The organism is Microbulbifer mixtoriginis (SeqCode), from assembly GCF_052467235.1.
In genome coordinates this window covers 1,544,501-1,568,160 of sequence record NZ_CP174305.1, presented here as the reverse complement: position 1 = coordinate 1,568,160, position 23,660 = coordinate 1,544,501, and the positions used below count along the sequence as shown (strand labels likewise).

The following is a 23,660-nucleotide window of genomic DNA, read 5'->3' as shown; positions in this document are numbered from 1 at the left end:
ACAGGGAGCTAGAACCAGGCGCGAAAACCGACAACCCACACGGTGCTATACACCTTTTCCCCTTCTTCACGGGCAAAATCTGCGGCATTGCCCACAACTCGTTCATGGTGAACGCCGACATAGGGGGAAAATTTAGGGTGAATTTCGTAGAGTAGGCGCAAGCCTATTTCTATTTGAGACAATCCACTGCCACTGCCAGCGATTTCATCATTTTGGCCAAAGAAATTCAGCTCCAGGCGCGGAATAAGGCTCACTTTTTCTGCGAGCTTTGCATCATATTCCCCTTCCAGGCGAAAAGCTGTACTGCCGTTCCTTCCCAGAAATAGCACTGCATCCATTTCTAATGAGTAAGGGGTTTCTCCAACCAGCCCAATCGCCAGCCAATTGCGGCTGGTAGTTTCCCGCTGTAGGTCGTGTCGGAAGCCGGCGAGGAAATTCCAATCTTTGGAAATGGACCGGCTGTAGACCAGCCATCGCTCATTTTTTTCCGTTTCTCCTCCTCCCCGCTCAAAGTCTACTTCCAGCACTACTTTATTGACGTCATCTCCATAACTGAAATCGCCTTCGATTGCCGCGCCGTTCATACCGCGCCGTTCGAATTGGTCAAGGCTGAGTTTGGCTACCGGCTTGTCCCCCTCCCCGGCCATACCATTGTCCTCTCCAGCGACTGATCCTTCTGAGGGGGCTTGGAAGCTGTGGTGCTGGTCTTCCCGATTTTGCGCTTTAGCTGCTTGAAAACCCAGTTGCAAGCACAGGGTAACAATTATTATCACTGTCGCTTTGGTACAGAGAGTGCGCCTCATACCACGCGCACCTCTCGGAAAATACCGTATGTGCGATAAAGCATTTGGCAGTGTAATGCCCAGCGCCCCCGGGTATCTGCATTTACCAGGTAACTGATCTTGGCACCGGGCTGCACCATCACCGTGTGCTTGCGAGGTAGATACTCTCCGTCACCAGTTTCCAACTCACTCCATAAACCGTGCAGGTGCATGGGCTGGGTGAGTAGGGTGTCGTTCACCAGAGTGATACGTAGACGCTCGCCATAAGCCAATAATATTGGTGTGGCGTTTTTATATTTAACACCGTCAATGGACCATAGGTAACGAGCTGGATTACCGGTGAGATGTAGTTGTAGTTCTCGCTGCGGTTGGCGTTGGTCTAATGATGGTGTGAGACTGCGAAGATCCCTGTAGGTTAGGATGCGGCGGTTGTAACGCTGCTGGTGTTCACGGAGTCCAACACCGGGATCATCCATTCCATTTTGGGGAGCGAGCGCGCGCAGGGCTACGCCATGCCCCTTTTCTGTTGGCTGGTGGATGATGGGGCTATGGCTTCCCAGGCCAGCGGGGGCCAGTTTGGCATTGCCTTCTTCTGCAGTGGGCTGTCTATCAGCAGCTCTAGCACCACTGGCACGGGTGAATCCCATATCGCGCTTATCGAGAATAGGGATTGGATCCATGGGGGGAACTTCGGCAGAAAGACTCTGAGCGGGCGTTAAGGTACCGCGAGCGTAACCGCCGCGATCGATCGCCTGGGCAAAAAGGGTGTAGGCTCTGTCGCCACTGGGCCTAACTACCACATCGTAGGTTTCCCCAGTACCTAGGCGGAATTCATCCACTCTCACCGGCTGAATATTCTGGCCATCAGCAGTCACCACGGTCATATCCAGATCGGGAATGCGTAGGTCGAAGATTGTCATGGCAGAGGCGTTGATAAAACGCAGCCGTACTATCTCACCGGGGGTAAATAGGGCACTCCAATTGTCTTCCGGAGTTTGTCCATTGATCAGGTAGCTGTAGGTGTAGCCTGTGACATCAGACACATCTCGATCAGACATGCCTGCGAAGTTCCATGGGTGTCGTTCACGCCAGGTTTGCTCTATGCCTTTCGCGCGTACATCTCGCCAGAGATCTGTGGTGGTGCGGTGGCGGCGCCGGTTGTAATAGTGGCCATCTTTCTTCAGGTTTGAATAAATCCGCTGGGGGGATTCATCGCTCCAATCGGAGAGCAACACTACATAGTCCCGGTCATAGGTCACCGGGTCTCCCCCAGCTGGATCGATGACGATAGCACCGTAGAGTCCCTGCTGCCTCTGGAAGCCGGAGTGACTGTGATACCAGTAAGTTCCGCTTTGTGTGACTTTAAAGCGGTATCGAAAATTTTCCCCGGGCCTAATACCGGAGAAATTGAGCCCTGGTACACCATTCATAGGATTGGGCACCCTGATGCCATACCAGTGAATGGAAGTGTTTTTATCTAATTGGTTGAGGACATTGAGAGTGACAGTTTGCCCCTCGTGCCAGTGCAGGATTGGGCCGGGAATAGAATTGTTAACTGAAATTGCGTTGCGGGGTTGTCCGGTCAGGTTGACTGCCCTTTGGTCTACCTGCAGGGAGAAATTCTCGCCAGTTAAAGTCGTGGGAGGGGGGACTCGCGCCCTGGCGGGGGTAGGGGAGCCGGGCAGGCCCAGCAGGGCCATGCCGGCGCTGATTCCGGTTACAAAGGTGCGGCGCGAAACCGAGCCGCACCGCGGAGGTTTTGTCATCGACAGTCCTCAGAACTGTTCTCCGGCCGCGTTGATTTCTGCATAAACCACGCTGCTGCCGTCCTTGTTTAACCGCATTACCTGGTAGGGGGTAAAGCGATCGCCCATCTCCATGCCAGGGCTTCCGAGAGGCATACCGGGCACAGCCAGCCCCAGCGCACCCTTAGGCGGACTTTGCAAAAATTGCTGAATCAGCTTGGCTGGCACATGCCCTTCGAAAACATAGCCTTCCTTGGACACACTGGTGTGGCAAGACTGGTAGCGGGGTTCGATTCCGTGCTGTTTTTTGACGCCGTTGAGGTCATCGACATCCTTTGCCACCACTTCGAAGCCGCTATTGCGAGCGTGGTCCACCCAAACTTTGCAGCAGCCACAGGTAGCGGATTTATAGGTCGTTAGGTTTTGCGCTTGAGGTTCTTTAGGCTCGGTGGGTTCGGCACAAGCACTGAGGGTTAATGTAGTAACAAGCGCGGCAATTGCGGCTAAAAAAGATCGGTACATGGAATTACTCCTGTCATTCATATCAACTGACCCACCACATCGTCAGCGCAGCATAGGTGCAGCTAGTGGCGGGCAAAAAAGATTTATCGGCGAAATTTACTGCTGGAGCCGAGGCTCAGGTGGCAATAGGAGGCCGCAGGGCGCTTTCCGGATCGGGGGAAGGTTTAAATACTGTGTAAGCAGTTGCCAGGGAAATTGCCCGCAAAAAATTCGGGATATTGGCGGAGATTACGGCGAGGCTATTGCTCAATCCCGGGCAGCAGCCGCATTCGATACCACAGTCACCGCGGTGCTCACTGTGGCAATCATCGGCTTTATCCGCTTCGCAGTGGCCCTGTTCGCTGCTTTCCATGCTCAGTATATCTGCAGGTTCCGCACAGGGCACGGCCGATGCTAGGCCGGCGAAGGCCAACAGCAGTATCAGCAACAAGGTGCGAAGGTAGGCAATATACATAAAGCAGCCCAGGAGAAGTATGCCGGTCAGTGTATGTGTGGGCAGCAGGGGGCGCAAGCACAGCGAGAGATTGGAGGAGGTTAAGGGAAAGCGTCCCGCTCTCCCTTGGTTTTATGCCTGTATTGATTCGGAGCCTACAGGGTTATCGCTTGTAAATACTGTCCTCGAGACAGGTCTTTAGGGTTTCCTCAGAGGCAAGCGATAGTCCTGATGTCGCAGCAGATCGGGTCCACATTCCAACCGCTCCAACCAGCTCAGGAAGCCTTCCTTAACTTCTTCAGATGCAAAATAACCGCCGTGTTGAGGCACAATCATGGCCGGATTCAGTTCTCGCACCATTTTCACCCACAGACGACAGGCCCAGTTGCCTCCCATATAACGCTGGTGGAAACCTTCCATGGATGGAATATGCGCATCAAAATCGATGACTTCGCCCTCCTCTCCACCGAGAGAGGCGCCCACATCACCGGAAAACAGGATGCGGCTAACCGGGTCGTAGAAACTGAAGTTGCCGCAGGAGTGCATAAAGTGTGCGGGCAGGGCCCAGATTTCGCTGTCGGCAAAAGGCAGCACCTCGCCCTTGTCACTGATGGGAATGATACGATCCTGCCAACGTTCACTACCGGCACGTGAGGCGACAAAGCCAGACACTAGGTGGGGCAGGAAGCGCGACCACAGTTTGGATACCGCTACCTTGCAGCGCGAGTGCAGCATCCAGCGTGGCAGTGAGGCAATGATGTCCGGGTCCTGGTGCGAGGCCAGGATATATTCCAGGTCACTCAGGTTCAGGTGGCGGCTGAGTTCGATGGTTAGGGGTGTGTAGGTGAGATCACCGCCGGGATCAATCAGCGCACCTTGGGTGCCGCGGCGAATCACAAACTGGTTGGCCTGCACTCCATCGCTGCCATTCTGTTCTTTAACCAGATCGCAGAAACGCGCAACCAGGTGAGGGCCTTGCTCAAATAAAATGTCCACGCCGCGGCCTCTCTTATTTAATTAGGTCAAGGTACTGGCTGAGGCGCTCCTTGTTGACGGCGATACGTTCACTCATTCCTTGAGCGTGTTTCTTGGCATCTTCCAGGTTGCCGGCCTGGCCTACCTGAATTACACCGACCATGCCCAAGGGCAGGTGCGGATCGCACTGGTACAGGTAAACGCCTTCCTTATTCAAGGTCACACTGACTTTCTCGCCCATGCCGCCATTCCAACTGTCGCCATCGGCTGGGGAGAGTACGGAACGGCTGTTGTGTGCCATATCGGTGGGCAGGAAGGTGACAGTATCGCCCACTGCAACGTTTAGGAACGCGGGTTCGAAAGTCATCATGCCGTCCTTGCCCTGGTTCAGCATCTTAACTTCGTGATCTGCTGCCAGGGCGGACGTCGAGGCCATGACGAGTGCGAGAAGCGCACTGCGAAGAGTAATAGACGACATATTTACTTCCTGTTTTGAGTAGTCGGTGATGTTGTAATGACTCTGCCTATAGGAGGAGGCGAGACGCGCCGGATATTAGCCCGGTGAAAATACGAAGAATTGATCTAGATCAATCGCGCAGATCCCAGAGAAAGTGGGAAAAAGTGCCAATACACCACTTGGGTAAAGGAGAGTCATATCTGTCTGTTAAGCGCTGCCCTCTGAAGGGAGATAAGGGGTAAACTGTGCGCCAATTTGACTGGGTGACGCTTTGGGGGAATAACCTTGGCTGCTAAACGCAAAACTGCCTATGTGTGCAATGAATGTGGCGCTGACTATACAAAGTGGGCGGGGCAGTGCAGTGCTTGTGGTGCCTGGAACAGTCTTTCTGAAGTGCGTTTGGGGCCGGAGCACAAAGACAGCCGCGCGGCCAATTTCACCGATGCCCAGAGTGGCTATGCCGGCGCCGCCGGTGCAGGCAAGGTGCAGAAGCTCTCGGAAATCGACCTGAGTGAGCTGCCGCGTATTCCCACTTCCGCCTCGGAACTCGACCGGGTGCTGGGGGGCGGCCTGGTGCCGGGTTCGGTGGTGCTGATCGGCGGTCATCCTGGGGCCGGTAAATCCACGGTATTGCTACAGACTCTGTGCCACCTCGCTACTTCAATGCCGGCGCTGTATATCACCGGTGAAGAATCTCTTCAGCAGGTGGCTATGCGCGCCAAACGCCTGAGTCTGCCCACTGATTCCCTGCAGCTCCTCAGTGAAACTGATGTGGAGCGCATCTGCCTGGCGGCAAAAGAAGTCAATCCACGCGTGATGGTGGTGGACTCTATCCAGGTGATGCATATGAGCGATGTGCAGTCCGCTCCGGGCTCGGTGGCCCAGGTGCGTGAGAGTGCTGCTTACCTGACCCGCTTCGCCAAGCAGACTGGTACTGCGCTGATTTTAGTGGGCCATGTCACCAAAGACGGCAGTTTGGCAGGCCCCAAGGTGCTGGAACATATTATTGATTGCTCCATATTGCTCGAAGGTACTCACGACTCTCGCTTCCGCACCCTGCGTGCCCATAAAAACCGCTTTGGAGCGGTGAATGAGCTGGGGGTATTTGCCATGACCGAGCAGGGCCTTAAAGAAGTTTCTAATCCCTCCGCTATTTTCCTGCAGCGCGCCGAGGAGATCGCCGCGGGATCGGTGGTGACTTCCGTGTGGGAGGGCACCCGTCCGCTGCTGGTGGAACTGCAGGCACTGGTGGATGACAGCAGCCTCGGTAATCCGCGCCGGGTGGCGGTGGGCCTCGACCAGAACCGCCTGAATATGCTGCTGGCGGTGCTGCACCGCCATGGCGGCGTCTTGGTCGGCGATCAGGATGTGTTTATCAATGTGGTAGGCGGCGTCAAGGTAATGGAAACCAGTGCCGACCTGACTCTTTTGCTGGCAGTTGTTTCCAGCTTTCGCAATCGGGTGTTGCCGCGGGATCTGGTGGTCTTCGGTGAGGTGGGACTTTCCGGTGAGATCCGCCCCGTGCCCTCGGGCCAGGAGCGCCTGCGCGAAGCCGCCAAGCACGGTTTTCGCAAAGCGATAGTGCCCGCCGCCAATCGCCTGAAAAACGATATCGAGGGTATGGAAATGCACTCGGTAAAAACCCTGGCGGAAGCCCTCGCCGTGATCGACATGAGCTGAGTCGGATGAGTACCCGTACGTCCAGGCGTCATCTTCTCTGCTGGCAACTATTACTCGGTGCAGTGTTCATTCTGGCCGCGAAAGTCCAGGCCTATGAGCGCATTGCTTCGTTGAACCTGTGTCTGGACCAAGTACTGCTGAACTGGGCACAACCTGCGGATATTGCCTCCCTGACTTGGCTGTCCGCCGCCGAACAGTATCGCTCCCTGCCGATTCCCGAACACGTTCAGCTCAATCGCGCCCGCGCCGAGGAGCTGCTGCCATTAAAGCCAGATCTGGTGCTTGCCGGGCAGTACGGTGCCCAGCGTGCGGCTGAGCGGCTGCAGGCACTGGGTATGAATGTGGTGACCATCCCCGATGCCTACAGTCTGGAGCAGTTGCAACAACAACTCGGTGCTTTGCAAGCCGTACTGGGCCCGCTTCCTCCGCTGCAAGAGCAGAAACGCGCGTTGGCACAACTACTCGATCAGCCCGCTGCTAAACAGCGCGCCAGTGCGGTGATTCTCTCTGCCAATAACATCACTTACGGCAGCGGCATGCTGGAGCACCAGTTGCTGCAGCGCGCCGGTTTTGACAATCTCGCCACCACTCAGGGACTGGCACGGATCAGCCTGGAAGAGGTGATTGCTCTGCAACCGGATTTGTTGGTGTTCTATGGCAGCGAGCAGCATTTCGCACTGGCTTACCTGGCCGCGCGCCACCCGGTACTTCAGCGCTATATCGATAGCGGCCGCACCTATACCCTGCCGAAGCAGCTGAGCCTGTGCCCGGTACTGGCAGTGGTGGATACACTGCAACAGCTGATGGATAAGAGGGAAGCGCTTGTACAATAAAAACGCGGTTTTGTTATTACTGGCGGCCCTGCCGCTGGCCCTGCTCGGGGCACTGGGCAGTGGCCCGGTTTCGGTGGACCTTTCCAATGCGCTGGCTGAGGGCTGGAGTGGCCAGAGCAGCGATGCGGTGATTCTGTGGCAATTGCGACTGCCCCGTGCCCTGTTGGCAATACTGGTGGGCGCTGCCTTGGGGATGGGCGGCGCCGCCATGCAGGGGATGTTGCGTAACCCTCTGGCGGAGCCGGCGCTGCTCGGTGTTTCCAGCGGTGCGGCTTTGGCGGCGGTACTGTTTCTCTATTACGGCGCGGCCTGGAAATCCGGTTGGTTGTTGCAGGCTCTGGCTATTGGTGGTGCCTTTAGCGCGGCGGCGGCGGTGTGGTTGTTGGCGGGGCGCGGCGCCAGTGCCGGACGGCTGGTGTTGGCGGGGGTGGCCATTAACGCTTTCCTATCGGCACTGATTGCACTGGCGCTTAACTATGCGCCGAGCATGTTCGCCATGCAGGAGGTGGTGTTCTGGTTGATGGGCTCGCTGGCCAATCGCGGCTGGGACCAACTGTTTTTGGCATTGCCCTTTTTAGCCGTGGGGGTGCTGTGCCTGTTTTTCACACGCAATTATTTGCGCGCGCTGGCCTTGGGTGAAGACAGTGCGGCTTCCTTGGGTTTCCAGAGCCGCGCCTATCCCTTTCTTATTTTGCTGGGCATCGCCAGTGCCGTGGGTGGTGCCGTGGCAGTAGCTGGCACCATCGGTTTTGTCGGATTGGTGGTGCCGCACCTGGTGCGCCCTCTGGTGCGCCAGGACCCCGCCCGTTTACTGTGGATCAGCGCTTTAGCTGGAGCGCTGCTGTTGCTGCTGGCAGACATTCTGGTGATTAATTTTGTCGGCGCGCAGGAGCTGCGCATTGGCGCGGTCACCGCTTTTATCGGTGCACCTTTTTTCTTCTGGCTGATTTTGACGGCGCGCAGGGGGCAGTGGTTGTGAATATGGCTAGTGAGAAAACCATTGAGGCCGCCTGCGTTGCGCTGGAATTGCAGCGAGGGCGCAAGAGTGTCCTGCAGGGAATCCATTGTGCTTTTAAGCCCTTCGAGCTGACCGCCGTGGTGGGCCCCAACGGCGCCGGCAAGAGCAGCCTGTTGCAGTGTTTATCGGGCGTCTTGTCCCCCGATGCGGGTCATGTTGAGCTGAATGGTCTCGATGCGGGGCAATTGCCGGCATCCCAGCGCGCGAGGCTGGGGGCTTTCCTACCGCAGTCGGAAACTCCGGCCTGGTCTCTCAGTGCGGCGGATATGGTGGCCTTGGGTTTACTGCCCTGGGGACGCCTGCCAGATCGGGAGCAGAGAATTCAACAGGCGTTGTTATTGGTCGATGCGCAGGAGTTTGCCCAGCGCCCGGTCACTCAATTATCCGGTGGCGAGCTGCGCCGCGTGCAATTGGCCCGCCTGTTAGTGGGGCGGGCACCGCTGCTGATCGCCGATGAACCCACTGCGGCGTTGGATATCCGTCACCAACTTCAGCTGATGCAGAACTTCCGCAGCCTGGCCGACAGTGGCAAAACCGTGGTGTTGGCACTGCACGACCTCAGCCTGGCGGCGCGCTTTTGCGATCGGATTCTCTTGATGCTGGATGGAGAATTGTTAGCTCAGGGAACACCGCAACAGGTACTGACTCCGACGTTGATTGGCGAAGCCTACGGGGTGAGTTGTGAATTCCGTTGGCGCGACGGTATCGCAGACTTTGTACCACTGGATTTGCTGCGAAAATCCAGTGGCTAGAAATTCCTGTCTCAGCCAAATCGCCTGCGCGGGGGCTGTGGCCGCCCCATTGCGGGTCCGCGGCGGAAGTCCTCGGAGGGTGTTCCTTTGTAGCAGCGCGGAATTATTGGCCACTCCTCAGTAAGGAAATAGGCATAGATACCCTGGGGAAAATCAGGGGTGCGCACAAAGCGGCCATTGCACTCATCGAGGGAGCCCGCCCCTTCAACATATTCGTAGTCCGCCACAAAGGTGCCGTCGTAATAGCCGCCAGGTTGCTTGTTGCTTGTTGGCCGATGTCCAGATTTCACCCGATAGCTGGAGTGCATTTTTACTACATCAGTCTCCTCATTCATGCCATCGCCATAGCCATATAGTGCGTAAATGGGAAAACCATCTGCGGCCCAACCAATCAATGGTGAATGCTGCTGCGGGGTGACTTGTAGTCTTGCCAATAGTCCGGTGGGCAGACCGTGATAATGGTAGGCCCCGTTGGGCTGTACATGGGCGTAGTTGTCGTCAACGCCGAGGGGAACCGCACCGGAGAGCGCCTCATAGCGCCAGAGGCCGCGATTACCCAGGTACCACTCTGCGGCGCTGGGATCAAAGGGCACGCCGTTAATGCCAATACCAAAATTTTGCAGGCTTACTGGTGTGGATTTTTTTGCCAACTTGGGGGCTGCGGGTACTCGGTATTTGTAGCGTTGGGTTTCGATTTTGTGGGGATTGCCGGAGTTTGGGAAGGCACCGGTTTTATGGGTGGAGATACCGTTGGCTTCAATCACCCGCCAGGGCCCCTCGATTGTGACTTTAACGCGGCTGGTGGTGATTGGGTTGTGGTCGGCGGGAACCATATATTGTAATCCCTCCGACTGCACCACCCGATGCCTGCGCGCCGGTGGTCTGCCGTTAGCGCGCTCTTGAGAAGGGATTCTGGCAATAGCCAATGTGCCCGTCACACAGACCGGAGCCTGATCTTCAGATAAGCGCAAGCATTGGCCGCTACTGTGACCGATGCTACAACTGGAGCCGGAGGTTAACCCTTGGCAGGCTTCCACGGTTGTTTCCGGCAGGTGTCCCAGAGCTGCCGGGGCGACACAGGTGAGGCCCACTAATAGCCACTTTTTCATACTGCATACTCGAACTGCGAGGCCCGCAAGGGCCCCAATGATTTACTCGTTATTTTCTTTCCGATCTTTGCCCGGTCTGTGGCCTTCCATTTTTGTGGGAACACACACCAGTTGCTCTTCTCTAGGGGGCATGCGGCAAGTGCCTTCCAGGGTACCGTGCGGCGTTTCCACTTTGCAGGCATCACCCTTCGACATGGCCTTGCAGGCATCAAAGGCTTCCTGAGGAGGTTTGCGTGGCTGTGCGTTTGCAGAGGAAATCATGGCCATTAGGGCGACAGATAATAAAACCTTGTACATGGTGCTCTCCATTGAAGGCAGCTGGACAGCGCCTGCACTGAAGAGCAGGCGCGTGCGATTAGCGGCGGCCAGTATCCCCCCTTCCTGGGAGGTGTTTTTTAACCAGCCGCTGATAGCCAACATAGTTCAGGAATGCGCAAGGAATGTGGATTTTTGGTAAAGAAGTGTGCAAGCGAGTAAGGGCTGAGTGGTGTTTGAAAAACAGATTTTTATTGAAAATTACCCCGTGGATTTAACGTCTCACTTTCGCTGGGGAAGCGCCAGCCACGCTGTTATACTTGCCGCCGCTTTGGGTGCCCAGCAGTGTATTTACACTTGGCTGGGGTAAACGGGAAGTCCGGTGATGTGTATACAGAGTCCGGCGCTGCCCCCGCAACGGTAAATCATTTTTCTTTGCAAAATGATAAGCCCGATACCGGCCCTCGGCACTAAGCCGGAGTTTTTATATCTGGCCTCGAGGATAAAGCGGAGGGCTTTGTCTGGTCAGTGTGCCCGCCTGGGTTGCGCACCGATTGTACTCACCCTCCCTCAATCCGTTTTTCAGTTCGAGATTGGGGAACCACAATGAAAAAAACTTTATTAGCCGCTGCCGTCTTTGCCGCGGTGCAACCGCTATTGTCTGCGGCTGCGGACCTGGAAGAAATCACCGTGACTGCCAGCCGTCTGGATCTGCCCAAGAGCCAGCTGGGTGTCTCTGTTTCAATTCTTAATGCTGCCGATATTGAGCGATTGGGTTATACCAGCCTGCTAGATGTGATGCGCACTCTGCCAGGTGTTGCTGTCAGCAATAGCGGCGGAGCGGGTAAGGTCAGTTCCTTGTTTATCCGTGGGGAAAGTAATTTCCGCACCCTGGTGTTACTGGATGGGGTGAATATTGCCGACCCGACGGGTTTACAGGTAAGCACCCAATTGCAGCACTTGCAGGTTAGCGATATTGAGCGTATTGAAGTCCTGCGCGGGCCCCAGGGCATGCTTTACGGTGCCGGCGCCGGTGGCGTGATTAATATTATTAGCAAAAGGCCTGCTGAGAGTGTTAACGCCAGTGCCTCTGTAGAGGTGGGTCGTTACGGAAGCCAGAACACCAGTGCGAACCTTGGGGGAAGCATTGAATCCTGGTACTACGATTTGAGTGTTTCTGACTATTCCACCGATGGTTTTAATGCAACCGAAAAAGATTCTTCTGGTGAGGAAGATGGTTACGATAATTTTACCACCAGTGCACGTCTCGGTTACCAGATAAATGAAAATCTATCTCTCGAGGGTCAGTACCGCAAGGTGGATACTGAGACCGAGTACGACAACTGTTTTTCGGATTATCCTAATGATTGCATGAGTCGCTTCGACCAGGAATTTTTCATCTTTAGTAGTCATTACCAGTTTGCCAACTGGAATCATATAGTAAGCCTTTCTCAACAGGAGATTGACCGCGAAGAGGGTATCAGCCCTGGGGCCTTTCCATTTATAACAAGTGGTGAAATTCGTGAGGCAAATTATATCGGCAGCAATACCTTGAGCAGTGGAAAACTACTGTGGGGCGGAGAGTATGAACAGCAGAAATATGCTACAGAATTTGCCGATGAGGTATTGGAAAGTACTGGCTTCTTTACGGAGTGGCACAGTGATTTCGCCGAAACAGTTTTCTATACCCTAGGCTACCGTCGCGATAGCCTGGAGACTGAGGATCACAATAGCTGGCGTGTCTCTGCAGCTCTACCTGTTTCTCTAGGTGATGATCAGCAGCTTAAGTATCGCGCGAGTTTTGGAACTGGTTACCGTGCTCCGAGCCCGTACGAATATACTACCAATGCTTCTTTGGGGGCTGAAACCAGTCGTGGTTATGAGTTGGGTCTGGAATACCAGTGGGCACAATTATTACAGGCTGAGCTGACCTACTTCGACCAGGAGATCAGCGATGCTATTTTTTATAATTACACAACCTGGTCTTATGAGCAGGATGATGGTGATAGTCAATCTGAGGGGGTGGAACTGTCCTTGGGCGGCAACCTTAATAGCAACCTGGATTGGTCTATAACTGGCACTTGGCTGAACTCAGAGGACTTCACAGGCGCTCAGCGTGGCGGAGTTCCCCAGAGGGTATTTAACTTCGGTCTCAGCCAACAATGGCTGGGAGATAAGTTGACTCTGAGTGGTAACTGGCAGCGGGTTGAGGATCGTATTGATGGTTATACCGGAATTGCTCTGGAGAACTACAGTAAGGTTGATCTGAATGCCGTCTATCGGGTCTCCCCCAATATGCGGGTTAATCTACGCGGTGAAAATGTGTTGGACCGGAACTATCGCGAAGTTGCGGGTTATTACACAGCAGGCGCAGCAGTTTATGCCGGTATAGAATTTAGCCTATAAAAATGTTTGGAGAGATAGCCCCTTGGGCTATCTCACTGTTCACTCTCTTCTAACGATTCAATCCCGGTGTTTCTCTTCCCGGCGGCTACTATTGCAGCGTCTAGTTTTTTCCGGGAGCTATTTTGTGGCGGTATTTAGTAATGATGGCGTGGAATTGCATTTTGAAGTTCGCGGAAGGGGCCCGCGCTTAGTGTTTCACCCTGGTACCCTCAGTGATCTCAGAGCAGCCCCGACTATTTTCGACTCCCCGTTGGCGAATCGGTTTGAAATCTTAACCTTTGACCCCCGTGGCATCGGTCAGTCTAATTCACCCATCGATTCTCCCAATATGGCCGATTACGCCCTAGACCTTAAACGACTGATGGATCATCTCGATTGGCGGGATGCGCATCTACTGGGAGAATCATTTGGTGGCATGGTCGCTCAGGAATTTGCATTGCAATATCCCCAGTTGGTGCGAAAACTGGTTTTATTGGTAACCAGCTCCGGAGGCCGCGGAGGCGCTTCATTCCCGTTTCATCAATACGATATTGAGGCTATGAGCCTCGAGGAAAAAGTGAATCTATGGGTGACTGCAGGCGATAGCCGCCTGCAAAGTGCCGATGGTATACATTCAGAATCAGCACTCTGTGCTTTTTTAAGTAAATATTATCGCCAGGTCTGCGAACTGGCGGCAAGCAAGCCTGACGGAGCCCAGTGCCGTATCCGACAGCTTCAGGCGAGAAAAGGCCACGATACTTTTGCTCGCCTACCGACCCTGGAGGTAGAAACGCTGATCTGTGCCGGGCGCTACGATAGTGTCGCCCCTTTTGAAAATCAGCGGGCTTTATTTCGGCAGATTCCCAATTCGCGCTTGGGCATTTTTTCCGGTGGCCACAATGTTCTCTGGCAGGATGATCTGATTTGGGATTTTATTTCTGCATTTTTAGCAATGACAGAGTGAGAAGCCTCTGAATAACGACGCACACTTGAGTGCAATCTGCACGCTCCCTTTACTTTAAATGTTTGATGGTCTTTATGAGTTCAGAATCACAGGATAAAAAGAGTCGACATAAGTCACGTATGCAGAACCGTAAAAAAATTGTGGATGAGGCGGTTTCTAAAGCGCTGGAGGAGCGCGGCATAGTGATTCTCTATACCGGCGATGGCAAGGGTAAAACCACTGCGGCGATGGGCACGGTCACACGTGCCCTGGGCTTCGGTTACTCTACCGTGGTGGCTCAATTTATTAAGGGCACCTGGGAGTGTGGAGAAAAGAATCTTCTAATGGGCGCCGCCCACCCTTTACAGTGGCATCAAATGGGCACTGATTTCACCTGGGAAACCCAGGATTTTGAGGCCGATAAAGCTGCGGCAATGGCACTTTGGGAGAAGGCGCGGGAGGCGTTGCGGGATGAGCGAGTTTATCTGGTGGTTTTGGATGAGCTCACCTACGCGCTGAATTACCGCTGGTTGGACAAAGAAGAGGTAGTACAGGCGATACAGCAGCGGCCCAGGGAGCAGACGGTTGTCATAACCGGGCGTGGGGCCAAGCAGTACCTCAAGGATGTAGCCGATACTGTGAGCGAAATGTGTTCGGAAAAACACGCATTCAATACCGGTATTGCCGCTCGCAGAGGCATAGAGTGGTGATTGTGAAGTCGTGCAATGAGTAGAAGCTTTGAATAGAGGAGCTAAATAGAGACTTAAGCTGAAGCAGGGTTTACGCAGCCAAAGCCTCTTGTCAGCAGTGCTTATTCGACTTCAGCCAGCTCTTGTGCGGCTTCGCGGGCTACTATCTGTGCCATCAGCTGGCGTCTGACTCGCATTGGGGTGGTGGCAAACCAGCGATAACAGGCGCGGTTGAAAGAGCTCTGTTCGCGATAGCCCAGCATATCCGAAATCTGGGACATGGGGGGTTGTTTACCGCTTAAATAATACTCTGCACGTTCCCGGCGAATGCGATCCAAAAGATCCTCAAATACCAATTCCCGGTCCCTCAGCCTGCGCTGTAGAGTACGCTTGTGCATACCCAGCTGATTGGCGACTTCTTGTAGGCTGCACCTTTTTAAAGGCATCAGGCAATAAATCAGCTGCTGCACCTGTTCCACCAAACTGGCTTCCCCCTTTTGCAGAAGCTCTTCGATATAGGTTTTCAATAGTGGACGCAGGCTGGGATTGCATTTCTCTGTAGGTTGCAGCAGGGAGCTGCTATTCAGGATAAATGCATCAGTTTCTTTGCCGAAGTGTACGGAAACCCCAAAGAAGTTTTCGTAATGGTCATGTACGGGGCGCTCGGCTTTTAGGTGAACACTTTCCAGCTGAAAATTACTCCCACAAAGGTGTTGTAGAGCTACCAATGAAACACCGAGTAGAAACTCGCGGGATTGTTGCTGGGGGGGAGGAGCGTCCCCGGCAAGCTGAGCTTCCAGGTCATCGATACACAGAAAACTTAGATGCGTGTGTTTCCCCTTTTTTGTGAGTTCAACTCGCAGATTATAGGGAGCATTGCCTAGCTGTTTTATCGCTGTGTTAAGGAATTCACCCAAAGTAAGGGACTGTAGTACAGCAGCCCCAAGAGAACCCAGTGCGGCAGCGCCCTGACTGTAGGCAAGACGCAGTCCAAAGTCGGCGCAGTTCAACTGGCTAGCGGTCTTGTTCAGCAGCTCAGCCACTTGATCTAGTGCCAGATACCCATCAAGGCTCTCAACCTGGTGGGGGTTAATACGGGAGCTGATCAGCAGGGCTTCAGGGCTACCTTTTAATTGGCTCACCAACTCGTAAAAGCCTGTTAACAGGGTCGTTCTTATTTGTTGAGTCAATTTTTATAAATCCTGTGAATCCCCTGGAAAAATTACTTTTATACATTTCCCAGGTGGAGAAGGGTTAATCCAGCGGAATAGATCGGATCTGGGCGGACGCCAAAGATAAAAAAGAGCCATATGGCTCAATCTGTTTATCTAGTGAAGGCTTCTTTTCGACTGGTTTAAAGGACAGTCTCTCTGGCCAGGGCCTGCTCTGTGTCGACGTCCTGTAATGTCGGTAATGGAGGGCAATAGCAATCTTTACCCTTCAAAAGGGCAAGGTAGGGCACAACCACGGTGCTCGTCCTGAGCGGAAAAATGAATGATAGTTAGATCAGGGCAGGTCTATGCTGGCGATAATCCGCGTATCGATCTCCGCAAAACGTTATTACTGCGTAATGTTACTCGTTTTATTTAGGTGTTTTAAAGGCCAAAGATAACTTGGGGATACTTCCCGGAAGTAGCCCCTTGGGAAATAAGTCTTTTTATTGTTATTTTTTAGGTATTTTATCCCTAAATTTTTAATTTAAGTATTTTTTGTTTTATGACGACTGCGTCACTGGGAATATAAATTTTTTAGTCTGGACGGATAAAAAATTTAATATTGGCTCAATGGTACCAATTATATCAGGGGTCGTGGAGGATTAGATGAGACGCTCGAGATCTTTCAATTACAGAATTGAGCTTAAATGTGCATATTTCTTTCACAATTGAAAAGGCCCGCTAAAAAGCGGGCCTTTTCAATAAGTGGGTTTTAGCCACCATAATAAGTTGCTGCACCGGGACCAACGGGGAGGCCCAGGGCAAATACCCAGATATAGAACAATGCAGTCCAGCCAACAAAGAAGAAGATGGAGTAGGGGATCATTGTGGCGATCAGTGTTCCCATACCCAGATCTTTTTTATAGCGGGCGGCGAAGGTGATGATCAGACCGAAGTAGCTCATCATCGGGGTAATGACATTGGTGACCGAGTCGCCAATTCGATAAGCAGCCTGTATCACCTCAGGCGCATAGCCCAGCAGCATCAACATAGGCACAAAGATTGGAGCGGTAACGGCCCACTGTGCTGAGGCACTACCCAGCATCAGATTCACAAATCCGCACATCATGATAAAGAACAGGAATAGCAGCGGGCCTGTCAGGCCGATGCTCTGCAGGGCATCGGCGCCCAGTACGGCGAAGATAGTCCCCAGGTTGGTCACCTTGAAGAAGGCGACGAACTGCGCGGCGAAAAATACCAGCACGATATACATACCCATGCTGTTCATACTTTTGGCCATGGCATCAATGACATCACGGTCATTCTTCATGGTGCCCACCACCTTGCCATAGACAAAGCCGGGGATAGCGAAGAACACCAGGATAAGGGACACAATACCTTTCAGGAACGGCGAGCCGGCTACCAGGCCAGTTTCCGGGTTGCGCAACACACCCCACTCGGGCACAACCGTCAGGGCAAATACCGCGGAGACAGCCAGAACCGCAAGACCAGCGTACTTAAGGCCGCGTTTTTCATCGTCGGTAAGCGTACCAAGTTTGTCCTGACTCAGGTCAACGGAGGCCTCGTTGGGATCGTACTTACCCAGCTTGGGTTCAACGATGGCCATGGTGACCCAGCTGCCAACAATGGTGATCAGGAAGGTACTGACGATCATAAAGAACCAGTTCACTTCCGGGCCAACGCTGTAAGTTGGGTCAATCATATGGGCTGCAGATTCGGTGATTCCCGATAGGAGTGGGTCCACCGTCCCTAGTAGCAGGTTAGCACTGTAGCCCCCAGATACGCCGGCAAAGGCAGCAGCTAAACCGGCAAGGGGGTGGCGGCCAAGAGAGTGGAAGATCATGGCGGCGAGAGGAATAAGTACTACATAGCCAAGTTCAGAGGCTGTGTTGGAGATGATGCCGGCGAATACCACGATCACGGTGACTGTGCGCTTGGAGGCTTGCAGTACCAAGCCGCGAACGGCGGCACTCAACAATCCAGAGTGCTCGGCGATACCCACTCCAAGAAGGGCTACGAGAACGGTACCCAGTGGCGCGAAGCCAGTAAAGTTATTCACTAGACCGGTGACGATCATCCGGAGGCCGTCGCCACTTAATAGATTGAAGACCTCAATTACCCCATCGGGATCGCGTCCCGCAGCACCCACCGGGCGTGGGTCTGCTACAGAAAGGCCAAAGTAGGAGGCTATACCGCTTAGAATCACCACACCCACAGCAAAGAGCGCAAAGAGTGTAATGGGATGGGGGAGCAGGTTGCCGAGCCATTCCACCACATCCAGGAAGCGGGTAAAGGCCGTTTTGCGTCCGGGCGGGCTATCCTGCTGGTCGCTGGGGGAGGTCGTTGTGGTCATTGTGTGTCCTCAATTTCGTTGGCGAGTAGCCCTAATTGCCTCTGGGATACCCGTTAGCCCAATAATTGGCTGAAAAATGTGCTAAGTGCGCGATCATACACAAAAGTCCTTTAGGTAAGAATGCCCGCACCGGAATGTTCTTGGTTAGTGGGTCGGCAAAGTCGGAAAGCGAAAAGCCCTACGTGGAAGAGGGCTATATTGGCAGGCGGCGGGAAATGAAAAGCACCTATGGGTAGGGAGTTGAAGCTTAAGAGCTGGTATTTAACGTTTTAGATGACTTGTTCAAGCGACAGACAAGCCGCCTTTGCATTCCCGAATATGCCATAATCCGAAAACTCAGCAGTCAACCCAGCGGTGAAATAATGAAGATTGGAGTTTTAAAAACCGACGATGTGCGCAAGGAGCTGGTGGGCGAATACGGTGAATATCCGGAGATGTTCGCAGATCTATTGCGCAGCCAGGACCCCACACTGGAGTTCTCCACCTATGAAGTGCAGCACGGCCAGTACCCGGCCCAGGTCGATGAGGTGGATGCCTACCTAATTACCGGCAGTAAAACCGGTGTCTATGATGACAAGGAATGGATTCCTCCACTGATGGACTTTGTGCGCAAGCTGCATGACCAAAAAAAACCAACTATTGGAATCTGCTTTGGTCATCAGCTGATTGCTCAGGCACTGGGTGGAAGGGCTCGCAAATCTGATAAAGGTTGGGGTTTGGGAGTGCATTCCTATGAAATGCAGGAAACCCCCTCCTGGATGTCGGAGCCCACGAATAGCTTCAACCTGTTGGTTACTCACCAGGACCAAGTAGATACCCTTCCTCCAGGCGGTCGAGTACTGGCTTCCAGCGAGTTCTGCCCAATGGCGATGCTCCAGGTTGATGACCACATGCTTACCTTCCAGGCCCACCCGGAGTTTACCAAACCTTATTCCAATAGCCTGATGGAGTTACGTCGAGAAGCTTTTGGTACAGATGTGGTGGAAAAGGGCCAGGCCTCCCTGCAAAACGATATTCACGAGAATATGGTTGCAAAATGGATGCTGGAGTTTTTACGTAAGTAGCTTTATTCAAGGGGTAGATAATACTGCCCCTTGAGTTCGCCATCTAGTTTTAAATATTCTTCCTTCTTCCTTCTTCCTTCTTCCTTCTTCCTTCTTCCTTCTTCCTTCTTCCTTCTTCCTTCTTCCTTCTTCCTTCTTATTCTTAAATTGACAAGATGAATTGATGATCATCTTTCTGATGATTTAGTAAAATCTTCTCGTTTATTGATTTAGACCTGAGACGGACTATCTCTGCCTCCCTTTCTTTTTCTCTCGTGATGATTTTAAGTCCTGTTTGAGTGTTTATTTGCGTCGCTTTTAATGCTTTTAAATCATTTTATTAATTTATTTTTGTTGGGGAGGTTATAGGGGTCGATTTTGTGGCGTTAATAATATTTTTCATTTTAAATAAATTTTCATGCCTGTTGTGTTGGCTGTTTGAAGGGGAATAATATGGCTGTTTTGGTTGGTTGAATCAATATTTTATTAGAGTTGATAATGAGGTCGCTGGGGGACGATCATCGGTTTAAGTAAAGCTTGTAAATAATAAATTATAAATTTATTGATAATCAAAAGGATGGCTTTATGAAGAACTTCAAGCGAGTGCTGCTGGCTGCATCTATTAGCTTGCCGGTTATTGGGGGGCAAGCGTTGGCAGCAGGCAACGTGAATGGGTCTATTGATGGGACAGTTATTAGTAGCAGTGGTAACGACCTGAGTGGCGCTACAATTATCATAGAAAATGATAAAAATGGCTTTAGAAGGACTATGTCCACGGGTGAGGATAGTGACTTCCGTGTGAATTTGCCCACAGGCATCTATAAGGTGACTGTTCAGAAAGATGGCTACCAGCCCGCGGTGGTTGAAGCCGTTGCCGTTTCAATAGGTAGCTCTACCAAGTTGGATATACCGTTGATATTGGGAGATCTGGAGGAGGTGGTTGTAGTGGGGGAGGCGATTCCCCAGATCCGCACTGGCACGGCAGAATCTGCACTGAATATAGGCTTGTCAGATATAGAGATGTTACCGGTTGCTCGTAATATTGAATCGGTTGCTTTATTGGCTCCTGGTACTGTTTTAGGTGATTCTGGGTTTGGTGAAGATAAGGATCTTATATCGTTTGGGGGGGCTTCCGTAGGAGAAAACGCCTATTACATTGATGGCCTCAATGTCACTAATTTCCGCAACGGGTTGGGTGGATCATCGGTACCTTTTGAATTTTATGACCAGTTCCAAATAAAAACGGGGGGGTATAGTGCTGAATTTGGTCGCTCTTTGGGGGGAGTGTTCAACGCCGTTACCAAGAAAGGCTCCAACGAATTTGAATATGGTGTTGTTGCCTATTATGAGCCAGCAGCCTTGCGTTCAGAAGCACCGGACTCTCTCTCTGCAGATGGGACTCTCTATGACTTAAATTCGGAAAATGAGGAGTCCAAGTACACAACAGATTATTATGTTAGTGGCCCTATCATTCCGGATAAATTATTTTTCTATGTCCTTTACGAACAGCAGGAAACGGTTGAAGAATTCACTACAAGAGGGAGTCCAAGCAGATACAACGATAGAAGTATTGATGATGATTTCTGGGGAGTCAATTTAACCTGGAATGTAACTGATAATCATATCCTCTCTTATATGCAGTTTTCAGACAAACGCACCAGGGAAAATGATCAATTCAATTACGACTATTTTAATAGAGATAAAAAAGAGTATACGGGCACTAAGTGGGATAAGCGTGGCGGAGATAACTGGCTGGTTCGTTATGATGGTCAGATAACAGATAATTTCAGTGTTTCTATGCTCCATGGCCAGAATGAATACTCACTTACTACAATTAGTACAACTGATATGGAGTGCCCGTATGTAAGGGACTTTAGTGCCGGTGCTTTACCTGGAAATACGGATGACAGACCTGGCTGTCAAGCTAGCTCTAGAATTCAGTCTGGAGGTGATGAAAGGGTAGCTGATCGTATCGATTTTGAGTGGGTGATTAATGATCACACAATACGCTTCGGCTACGATCAGGAAACTAACTCCTCTTCGTCTAAAGAAACTTATTCTGGAACAGGTTTTAGGGAAGATGGGGGAGTGTTTTACACTTATGATTCATATAAACCTGGTGTAGAGCTTCCCAATGGCACGGTGGTTGACAATGTAAATGGTGATGGCTCTCTTGTTCATATAGTCTCTTATCGGGTTGGCGATGTAGAAGGGGACTTTGAGGTTGAGTCAAAAGCTTTTTATATCGAAGATACCTGGGATATTACGGATACACTTACTTTAAGTGCAGGAATTCGTAATGAAACTTTCTCCAATTTTAATGGAGAAGGCGATACTTTTATTGAAATTGATGATCAGTGGGCGCCACGGCTAAGCTTCTCTTGGGATCCAGGTGGTGATGGCGAGTCCAGAGTATATGGCAATTGGGGTCGTTACTTTATGCCTATCGCTTCCAATACCAATGTGCGCTTATCTGGCGGTGAATTGGGATTTGAAAGGTATTTCATTTTTGATGGTGAATACGATCCGAAAACATATGCCCCTACAAATGTTGGTGCCGATGGCGTTCCTACATCTGAAGAAGTTGGATCCGCAAGGGTAACTTCAGATGGTAATGTGCCGGATAGTGCTCAGCTCTCGGATAAAGACCTCAAGCCTATGTATCAGGATGAGTTTATTCTTGGTTATGAGAGGCTTTTTGCTGATGACTGGACATTGGGAATTAAAGCTACCTATCGTGATTTAAAATCACATATTGATGATGTGAGTATTGACCATGCGGTAGATGCTTTGGGATATGAGCACACTGGTGATGGTCATGGTTATGTGCTTGCAAACCCGGGAAGTGATATCACCATACCTTACGATCGTTATGGAACGGGCCAGTTGGAAATGACAACATTTTCGGCTGAACTGCTTAACTATCCAGAGGCCAAAAGGACTTATAAGGAGTTAGAATTTTCCGCGAAGCGCGCCTTTGATGGTATTTGGGGTTTAAATGCGAGTTACACCTGGTCTCAGAGTAAGGGGAATAGTGAGGGGTACGTTAAGTCGGACAACGCCCAGGATGATGCTGGGATTACCCAAGATTTTGATTTCCCCGAGTTGATGGATGGAGCCAACGGATATTTGCCAAATGATCGTACTCATAAAATAAAAATTTATGGGAACTATCAGGTGATGGAGAATCTTTTGTTGGGGGCTAATTTTCTTTTGCAATCAGGACGTCCAATTAACTCCTTTGGTGCTGGCCATCCCAATGGAACCCCGGCTTATGGAGATACTTATTATGTGACTGACTCAAATGGAAATCTTATTAAGACAAGTCGAGGCAGTAGAGGGCGAACTAGTTGGGTCAATCAGATAGATTTATCCCTTGTCTATAGTACTCGCATTGGTTTGGCTGATGTGGAGCTTAGAGCTGAGGTCTTTAACCTGCTTGATGCGGATGCTGAAACAGAGGTTTATGAGTTTGCTGAGTCAAGTCCCGGTGTGTTAGATCCAAGCTGGGGGGTAAATCAAGAATATCAAGTCCCTCGGTATTTTCGCTTTGGGGCAAGTGCTAGGTTCTAGCTAAAATTTGTTGTAAGTTGATATTTTTTGCTGGAGGTCTTCTATAAAAAGAAGGCCTCCTTTATCGAGAGTGTTCATGTTTACTCTCAAGGCCTAGTTTATGCTGGATAAAAAATCATCATCCACCATTTGAATCCTTACTCCGATAGGTTCGTCAATCTGAAATATACTTCTAGCCGTATTATCTAGCTCAATGGCCATGCTTTGTATCACCTCATGAGTGCGATGAGGTGTTCTATTACAGAGAATTTCGATATAACAACCGGCCGGCTCAACCTGCTTGGATTCGATCACGATAACTGGAATCTTTTCTCCCTCTGCTTCCAAGCGCTTGGTGACTATCTCATTAAAGATATTGGCTGCAGAGTCAGGAATTATCTTCGAGACTTCTACAAATATTTTACAGCTGGACATATGCGGGATTCCTAGTATCTCTATTGAAGAGGCTCTCGCTTCTTCGTGCAGCTAATATACAGTTAGTGTAGCTGTTAAAAAATGAGCTGCTAATTTTACAAATCTATTAGGGTATCACTGGCAATATAAGGGTCATTAATGGGGGCGCTGTGCACTGTTGTTGTATATTTAATTTTCTAGTTATTTTGGTTTTTGCCCAGTGTCTGCTTGAATGAAAAAGAGGGGTGTAGAGTTTTACTGTACGCGATGTAAGTGCAGTCTAACCCTGATCCAACAAGCTTCGATATATTTACAGAGTCTAGATAAGTTCTAACTGGATAGGGTAAGGTGGCTCTCTACCTAAGCTATATCATTCGGATTTGTTATATCAAAATTGGAGGCTGAGGTAGGCATAAAAAATTGGCTGCCCCGAACTAATAGGCTATTAGCGAATCTCTGGGCCCTGTTTTCATGGCAGCTATTTATAGAAGCAATGGCTCACCTGAGCGGTAGCAACATTGTGATAAATCAAATGCTGAATACGC

At 51.4% G+C, this 23,660-nt stretch carries 20 protein-coding genes and 1 riboswitch; of the genes, 9 read left to right on the top strand and 11 right to left on the bottom strand.

The window, feature by feature from the left end; genetic code table 11:
- Window positions 1-8: 8 nt before the first annotated feature.
- From ACJJIO_RS06980 to ACJJIO_RS06955, 6 genes are all read right to left on the bottom strand, one after another.
- Window positions 9-803: a copper resistance protein B gene (locus tag ACJJIO_RS06980; protein ID WP_444910565.1), complete on the bottom strand. Its 795-nt coding sequence runs from the start codon at window positions 801-803 to the stop codon at window positions 9-11.
- The gene (locus ACJJIO_RS06975; protein ID WP_444910564.1) at window positions 800-2,548 is read right to left on the bottom strand and encodes a copper resistance system multicopper oxidase; all 1,749 of its coding nucleotides are present in this window, start codon (window positions 2,546-2,548) and stop codon (window positions 800-802) included. The genes ACJJIO_RS06980 and ACJJIO_RS06975 overlap by 4 nt, the downstream gene beginning before the upstream one ends.
- A gap of 9 nt (window positions 2,549-2,557) precedes the next feature.
- Window positions 2,558-3,049: a DUF411 domain-containing protein gene (locus ACJJIO_RS06970; protein ID WP_444910563.1), complete on the bottom strand. Its 492-nt coding sequence runs from the start codon at window positions 3,047-3,049 to the stop codon at window positions 2,558-2,560.
- Between the two features lie 115 nt (window positions 3,050-3,164).
- On the bottom strand, window positions 3,165-3,503 hold the full coding sequence (locus ACJJIO_RS06965; protein WP_444910562.1) for a hypothetical protein: 339 nt from the start codon (window positions 3,501-3,503) through the stop codon (window positions 3,165-3,167).
- Between the two features lie 177 nt (window positions 3,504-3,680).
- Window positions 3,681-4,478: an oxygen-binding di-iron domain-containing protein gene (locus tag ACJJIO_RS06960; RefSeq protein WP_444910561.1), complete on the bottom strand. Its 798-nt coding sequence runs from the start codon at window positions 4,476-4,478 to the stop codon at window positions 3,681-3,683.
- 13 nt (window positions 4,479-4,491) lie between these two features.
- Window positions 4,492-4,893: a pseudoazurin gene (locus tag ACJJIO_RS06955; RefSeq protein WP_444910560.1), complete on the bottom strand. Its 402-nt coding sequence runs from the start codon at window positions 4,891-4,893 to the stop codon at window positions 4,492-4,494.
- A 306-nt stretch (window positions 4,894-5,199) separates the two neighbouring features.
- On the opposite strand from ACJJIO_RS06955, the gene radA reads away from it, so the two are divergent.
- Genes radA through ACJJIO_RS06935 form a run of 4 tightly spaced genes read left to right on the top strand, consistent with a single transcriptional unit; the run spans window position 5,200 to window position 9,197 of the window.
- Entirely contained in the window at window positions 5,200-6,594 is a 1,395-nt protein-coding gene (gene radA, locus ACJJIO_RS06950; protein WP_444910559.1) for a DNA repair protein RadA, read from the top strand.
- A 5-nt stretch (window positions 6,595-6,599) separates the two neighbouring features.
- Window positions 6,600-7,427 carry an ABC transporter substrate-binding protein gene (locus tag ACJJIO_RS06945; protein WP_252083382.1) on the top strand — a complete coding sequence of 276 codons (828 nt, stop codon included), beginning with the start codon at window positions 6,600-6,602 and terminating at the stop codon, window positions 7,425-7,427.
- Window positions 7,417-8,406, top strand: a complete 990-nt coding sequence (locus ACJJIO_RS06940) for a FecCD family ABC transporter permease (RefSeq protein ID WP_252083381.1) — start codon at window positions 7,417-7,419, stop codon at window positions 8,404-8,406. Before ACJJIO_RS06945 ends, ACJJIO_RS06940 begins: the two co-directional genes overlap by 11 nt.
- Before the next feature lie 2 nt (window positions 8,407-8,408).
- Window positions 8,409-9,197 (top strand): ABC transporter ATP-binding protein, encoded by a 789-nt coding sequence (locus ACJJIO_RS06935; protein ID WP_444887241.1) that lies wholly within the window; start codon window positions 8,409-8,411, stop codon window positions 9,195-9,197.
- A gap of 11 nt (window positions 9,198-9,208) precedes the next feature.
- On the opposite strand, the gene ACJJIO_RS06930 is transcribed toward ACJJIO_RS06935, so the two are convergent.
- Window positions 9,209-10,306 (bottom strand): YHYH protein, encoded by a 1,098-nt coding sequence (locus ACJJIO_RS06930; protein WP_444910558.1) that lies wholly within the window; start codon window positions 10,304-10,306, stop codon window positions 9,209-9,211.
- Between the two features lie 42 nt (window positions 10,307-10,348).
- Complete coding sequence (locus tag ACJJIO_RS06925) at window positions 10,349-10,726, bottom strand: hypothetical protein (RefSeq protein ID WP_444910557.1); 378 nt, start codon at window positions 10,724-10,726, stop codon at window positions 10,349-10,351.
- Between the two features lie 151 nt (window positions 10,727-10,877).
- Window positions 10,878-11,041, top strand: a riboswitch (cobalamin riboswitch).
- 126 nt (window positions 11,042-11,167) lie between these two features.
- Between ACJJIO_RS06925 and ACJJIO_RS06920 the strand changes: the two genes are divergently transcribed.
- The 3 genes from ACJJIO_RS06920 to cobO all read left to right on the top strand — a co-directional run bounded on the left by ACJJIO_RS06920 (window position 11,168) and on the right by cobO (window position 14,599).
- Complete coding sequence (locus ACJJIO_RS06920) at window positions 11,168-12,967, top strand: TonB-dependent receptor plug domain-containing protein (protein WP_444910556.1); 1,800 nt, start codon at window positions 11,168-11,170, stop codon at window positions 12,965-12,967.
- Between the two features lie 124 nt (window positions 12,968-13,091).
- Complete coding sequence (locus ACJJIO_RS06915) at window positions 13,092-13,910, top strand: alpha/beta fold hydrolase (protein WP_444910555.1); 819 nt, start codon at window positions 13,092-13,094, stop codon at window positions 13,908-13,910.
- A 74-nt stretch (window positions 13,911-13,984) separates the two neighbouring features.
- The gene (cobO, locus tag ACJJIO_RS06910) at window positions 13,985-14,599 is read left to right on the top strand and encodes a cob(I)yrinic acid a,c-diamide adenosyltransferase (protein ID WP_444910554.1); all 615 of its coding nucleotides are present in this window, start codon (window positions 13,985-13,987) and stop codon (window positions 14,597-14,599) included.
- Between the two features lie 101 nt (window positions 14,600-14,700).
- Here the strand turns inward: cobO and ACJJIO_RS06905 are convergent, their stop codons facing one another.
- Together ACJJIO_RS06905 and ACJJIO_RS06900 are read right to left on the bottom strand one after the other, a co-directional pair.
- Window positions 14,701-15,768 carry an AraC family transcriptional regulator gene (locus tag ACJJIO_RS06905; RefSeq protein WP_444887235.1) on the bottom strand — a complete coding sequence of 356 codons (1,068 nt, stop codon included), beginning with the start codon at window positions 15,766-15,768 and terminating at the stop codon, window positions 14,701-14,703.
- 736 nt (window positions 15,769-16,504) lie between these two features.
- A complete protein-coding gene (locus tag ACJJIO_RS06900) occupies window positions 16,505-18,106 on the bottom strand; it encodes an AbgT family transporter (RefSeq protein ID WP_252083373.1) in 1,602 nt (533 codons plus the stop codon).
- A gap of 362 nt (window positions 18,107-18,468) precedes the next feature.
- On the opposite strand from ACJJIO_RS06900, the gene ACJJIO_RS06895 reads away from it, so the two are divergent.
- Complete coding sequence (locus tag ACJJIO_RS06895; RefSeq protein WP_252083372.1) at window positions 18,469-19,170, top strand: glutamine amidotransferase-related protein; 702 nt, start codon at window positions 18,469-18,471, stop codon at window positions 19,168-19,170.
- 564 nt (window positions 19,171-19,734) lie between these two features.
- Complete coding sequence (locus ACJJIO_RS06890; protein WP_444910553.1) at window positions 19,735-22,722, top strand: TonB-dependent receptor; 2,988 nt, start codon at window positions 19,735-19,737, stop codon at window positions 22,720-22,722.
- A 93-nt stretch (window positions 22,723-22,815) separates the two neighbouring features.
- Here the strand turns inward: ACJJIO_RS06890 and ACJJIO_RS06885 are convergent, their stop codons facing one another.
- Window positions 22,816-23,136 carry a hypothetical protein gene (locus ACJJIO_RS06885; RefSeq protein WP_444910552.1) on the bottom strand — a complete coding sequence of 107 codons (321 nt, stop codon included), beginning with the start codon at window positions 23,134-23,136 and terminating at the stop codon, window positions 22,816-22,818.
- Window positions 23,137-23,660 lie beyond the last annotated feature (524 nt).

Coding starts and splice junctions, on each gene's coding strand:
- ACJJIO_RS06925 (WP_444910557.1), bottom strand. CDS start 10,726: ATGTTGGCTATCAGCGGCTGGTTAAAAAACACCTCCCAGGAAGGGGGG.
- ACJJIO_RS06975 (WP_444910564.1), bottom strand. CDS start 2,548: ATGACAAAACCTCCGCGGTGCGGCTCGGTTTCGCGCCGCACCTTTGTA.
- ACJJIO_RS06885 (WP_444910552.1), bottom strand. CDS start 23,136: ATGTCCAGCTGTAAAATATTTGTAGAAGTCTCGAAGATAATTCCTGAC.
- ACJJIO_RS06935 (WP_444887241.1), top strand. CDS start 8,409: ATGGCTAGTGAGAAAACCATTGAGGCCGCCTGCGTTGCGCTGGAATTG.
- ACJJIO_RS06970 (WP_444910563.1), bottom strand. CDS start 3,049: ATGTACCGATCTTTTTTAGCCGCAATTGCCGCGCTTGTTACTACATTA.
- cobO (WP_444910554.1), top strand. CDS start 13,985: ATGAGTTCAGAATCACAGGATAAAAAGAGTCGACATAAGTCACGTATG.
- ACJJIO_RS06980 (WP_444910565.1), bottom strand. CDS start 803: ATGAGGCGCACTCTCTGTACCAAAGCGACAGTGATAATAATTGTTACC.
- ACJJIO_RS06945 (WP_252083382.1), top strand. CDS start 6,600: ATGAGTACCCGTACGTCCAGGCGTCATCTTCTCTGCTGGCAACTATTA.
- ACJJIO_RS06930 (WP_444910558.1), bottom strand. CDS start 10,306: ATGAAAAAGTGGCTATTAGTGGGCCTCACCTGTGTCGCCCCGGCAGCT.
- ACJJIO_RS06965 (WP_444910562.1), bottom strand. CDS start 3,503: ATGTATATTGCCTACCTTCGCACCTTGTTGCTGATACTGCTGTTGGCC.
- ACJJIO_RS06955 (WP_444910560.1), bottom strand. CDS start 4,893: ATGGCCTCGACGTCCGCCCTGGCAGCAGATCACGAAGTTAAGATGCTG.
- ACJJIO_RS06900 (WP_252083373.1), bottom strand. CDS start 18,106: ATGACCACAACGACCTCCCCCAGCGACCAGCAGGATAGCCCGCCCGGA.
- ACJJIO_RS06920 (WP_444910556.1), top strand. CDS start 11,168: ATGAAAAAAACTTTATTAGCCGCTGCCGTCTTTGCCGCGGTGCAACCG.
- ACJJIO_RS06890 (WP_444910553.1), top strand. CDS start 19,735: ATGAAGAACTTCAAGCGAGTGCTGCTGGCTGCATCTATTAGCTTGCCG.
- ACJJIO_RS06895 (WP_252083372.1), top strand. CDS start 18,469: ATGAAGATTGGAGTTTTAAAAACCGACGATGTGCGCAAGGAGCTGGTG.